The 3,278-nt window shown below is 56.7% G+C and carries 5 protein-coding genes; 2 read left to right on the forward strand and 3 right to left on the reverse strand.

Annotated elements, in window-relative coordinates; translation table 11 throughout:
* Positions 1-178 precede the first annotated feature (178 nt).
* On the reverse strand, positions 179-748 hold the full coding sequence (locus RTM06_RS13215) for a CoA pyrophosphatase (RefSeq protein WP_312182718.1): 570 nt from the start codon (positions 746-748) through the stop codon (positions 179-181).
* A 1-nt stretch (position 749) separates the two neighbouring features.
* Complete coding sequence (pabB, locus tag RTM06_RS13220; protein WP_312182720.1) at positions 750-2,108, reverse strand: aminodeoxychorismate synthase component 1; 1,359 nt, start codon at positions 2,106-2,108, stop codon at positions 750-752.
* A gap of 110 nt (positions 2,109-2,218) precedes the next feature.
* Between pabB and RTM06_RS13225 the strand changes: the two genes are divergently transcribed.
* Positions 2,219-2,416 (forward strand): YoaH family protein, encoded by a 198-nt coding sequence (locus RTM06_RS13225; protein ID WP_008110398.1) that lies wholly within the window; start codon positions 2,219-2,221, stop codon positions 2,414-2,416.
* Positions 2,417-2,430: 14 nt separating this feature from the next.
* Here RTM06_RS13225 and RTM06_RS13230 read toward each other — a convergent pair whose 3' ends face one another.
* On the reverse strand, positions 2,431-2,775 hold the full coding sequence (locus RTM06_RS13230) for a RidA family protein (protein ID WP_061718729.1): 345 nt from the start codon (positions 2,773-2,775) through the stop codon (positions 2,431-2,433).
* A gap of 124 nt (positions 2,776-2,899) precedes the next feature.
* Between RTM06_RS13230 and RTM06_RS13235 the strand changes: the two genes are divergently transcribed.
* On the forward strand, positions 2,900-3,278 hold a 379-nt coding region (locus tag RTM06_RS13235; RefSeq protein ID WP_312182723.1), incomplete at its 3' end, for a DEAD/DEAH box helicase.

Here is a 3,278-nt window from a genome sequence, read left to right on the forward strand (position 1 = left end):
CCGCGTCCTGCGGGCTCTCCTGGCTTCCTCGCTTCGTTCAGCGCTGCGGATTGCCGGCCCAAAAGTGGCCCCGGCCTGCTCCGAAGCTTCAGTGTGTGCTGCTGAAAAGGGCACCTTTGCCAGAGCCCGCACCAGATCTAAAGCAAAAAGATATTTTAACTGGCAAGCATTAGGTGATTTACGGTAGGGCGATTTGTTGACCGAGCGCACGAATAATCCCGGCGGTCATGCCCCAGATGAAGTAATCCTCATACCAGGATAACCAAACCTGATGTTGGCGATGACCGCGCCGCAAGGTGAGATCGCTGTAACGGCTCAAGCGCAGCGCTTCCGCCAGCGGCATGGCAAAGGCGCTTTCCACTTCGTCCGGATTGAGCTGCAAAGCAAAATCAGCCGGAATAATGCCCACTACCGGCGTCACAGCGAAACCGGTGCTGCTGGTCACTGGCGGCAGAACGCCGATGATCTGCACCTGTTCCGGCTGAATTCCCACTTCTTCCTGTGCTTCACGCAGCGCGGTGTGGATCAATGACGCGTCAGTGGCGTCCTGCATGCCGCCGGGAAAGGCGACTTGCCCGGCGTGTTTACGCAGGTGCGATGAGCGCCGCGTGAGCAGCAAGCCAGGTTCTGCGCCGGCGATCACCGGCACCAGTACCGCCGCACGGCGTCCGCTGATGGCACTTTTCGGCCCATGCAGCGGCGGTTGCAGGACAAAGCGGCTGAGGAACTGCTCAAGGGTTAAACTCATTTCAGGTCTCATCGCGCAGGCTGGGCAGAATACGATTCACCTTGTGAAAGGTTTCCTGATATTCGGCGTTGAGGTCGCTGTCCGCCACTAATCCGCCACCGGCAGCGCAATAAAGCTGGTGGTTCTCCGCAATCAGCGTGCGAATGGTGATGCTGGTATCCATGCGGCCGCACAGGCTGATGTAGCCGATACTGCCACACCACGCGTTGCGGCGATGCGGCTCCAATTCTTCGATAATCTCCATTGCGCGGATCTTCGGTGCGCCGGTAATCGAACCGCCGGGGAAACAGGCGCGCAGCAGATCGGTTGCGCTTAGCGTTTCAGGCAAACGTGCACGCACGGTGCTGACCAGATGATGTACTGCCGGGAAAGGTTCAACCACGAACAGTTCCGGCACGCTGACGCTGCCGGGCACGGCGACGCGGCCAATATCATTGCGCAGCAGATCGACAATCATCAGATTCTCAGCGCGCTCTTTCTCTGAGTTAGCAAGTTTCTCTGCCTGCAAACGATCGGCCTCGACATCCGCCAGACGTGGCAAGGTGCCTTTGATCGGACGCGTTTCAATCTCCTGCTGCTGTAAAGCGAGGAAGCGCTCCGGCGATAAACTCAGCAGCACGCTGTCGGGCAAACGCAGGAAGGCGCTGAACGGTGCGCGATTCGCCTGCGTGAGACGCAAAAATGCCTGCCACTCATCGCCGCGATAGCCCGCCTGAAAACGCTGCGCCAGATTCACCTGATAGCAGTCACCGGCTTGAATATAGGCTTGCACCGCGTTGAACCGCTGCGCATAGGCGTCAAAACTGAGATTCGATTGCCACTCGCTGGTTAAGGAGAAGGGCTCGGCTGGCGGCGCGGTTTGTGCTTGCAGCCATTGCCAACGCTGCTCGGCATCGGTGAGCGAAACCAGCGTCAATTTTTGCAGATGGTGATCGGCGATCAGCGCCCAGTCATAAATGCCCACCGCCATATCCGGCGTGATGAGATTCTGCTGCGCGTGCTCTGGCAGAGTTTCAAAGCGCCGTCCCAAATCGTAACCAAACAGACCCAATGCACCGCCCTGAAAGGGTAAATCGGCATCAAAAGCAGGCGTCACACCCAGCGCGTCACATTGCTGTTGTACCAGCAGCAACGGATCGGCGGCGGAATGAATGACCTCATCGCCACAGGCAATTTCGGTGCTGGTGCCGCGCGTGGTCAGCGTGACGCGCGGATCGGCGGTGAAGATATCAAAGCGGTTATCCGCGTGATCGGCCTGGCCGGAGGTCAGCAACATCGCCCAGCATTGGTGGGCCAGCGGAGCAAAAAGGTGTAACAGCGTTTCGGGCGTATACTTCAGAACGAGGCTTTTTACCATCATGGGACAAATCACTTCAGCAAGCAGGTCGCTAGCCTGACATATTTTTTTGTTGCTGGCACCCGTTTGTTCCACGTGGTAATAATGCGTCCCCCATGCACCAGGAGTGAATTATGTTTACAGGTCTTCCAGCGTTATCCCACGAACAACAGCAGCAAGCGGTTGAACGCATCCAGGAATTAATGGCGGGCGGTATGTCGAGCGGACAGGCGATTGCGCAAGTGGCGCAGGAAATTCGTCAAACCTACAAAGGTGAAGCGATTCGGGCGATGTTCGAAGACGACGAGGATGAAGAAGACGACAACGAATAACGCCCAAACGGATTTTACAGCGCGGCGATGATTTTAATTTCGACTTTATACTTCGGGTTCATCAATCCGGCCTGCACGGTGCAACGCACCGGCGCATTGCCCGGCGAAACCCACGCATCCCAGGCGCGATTCATCGCCGGGAAATCACTTTTCTCCACCAGGAAAATGGTGGCGTCGAGGATCTTGCTTTTATCTGATCCCACGCGCGTCAGAATGGCGTCAATCACGGCCAACGCATTGGCAGTTTGCGCTTCCGCATCTTCATCCAGATTTTCCGGTACGCTGGTGTAATAGACGGTTTGGTTATGCACCACGGCTTCCGACATGCGGTGTTCCGGATCAATACGCGTAATGGTCATGCTGTTCTCCTTTAATTTTGCTGCGCTAGCCTGCCATATCCCAGGGGCGTATGTCATCTGTTGTGGTTGCCCGCCGGGAATCCTGACATAATTACAGTGGTTTTTATTTTTGATGTGAGGAAGTGTGGCAGACGATTTTGCAGCTGACGGCGCACTGGCGCAGGCAATTCCGGGCTTTAAACCGCGTGAAGCACAGCGCCAAATGGCCAAAGCGGTCACCGAGGCGGTGAAAACAGGCGGCGAGCTGGTGGTTGAAGCGGGCACCGGAACCGGTAAAACCTATGCCTATCTGGCGCCGGCGTTGCGGGCGAAGAAAAAAGTCATCGTCTCTACTGGCTCCAAAGCATTGCAGGATCAGCTCTATAACCGCGATCTGCCCACCATCGCGCGTGCCCTGAAGTTCAGCGGCAAAACCGCGCTGCTGAAAGGGCGCTCCAACTATTTATGCCTCGAACGTCTTGAGCAGCAGAATCAAACCGGCGGCGATCTTAGCGTTCAGGCGC

This window comes from Pantoea sp. CTOTU46764 (assembly GCF_031974595.1).
Lineage (GTDB): Bacteria > Pseudomonadota > Gammaproteobacteria > Enterobacterales > Enterobacteriaceae > Pantoea > Pantoea trifolii.

Bases quoted from the DNA above. Each gene is read 5' to 3' on its own strand.
- RTM06_RS13215 (WP_312182718.1), bottom strand. From the start codon at position 748: ATGAGTTTAACCCTTGAGCAGTTCCTCAGCCGCTTTGTCCTGCAACCG.
- pabB (WP_312182720.1), bottom strand. From the start codon at position 2,108: ATGATGGTAAAAAGCCTCGTTCTGAAGTATACGCCCGAAACGCTGTTA.
- RTM06_RS13225 (WP_008110398.1), top strand. From the start codon at position 2,219: ATGTTTACAGGTCTTCCAGCGTTATCCCACGAACAACAGCAGCAAGCG.
- RTM06_RS13230 (WP_061718729.1), bottom strand. From the start codon at position 2,775: ATGACCATTACGCGTATTGATCCGGAACACCGCATGTCGGAAGCCGTG.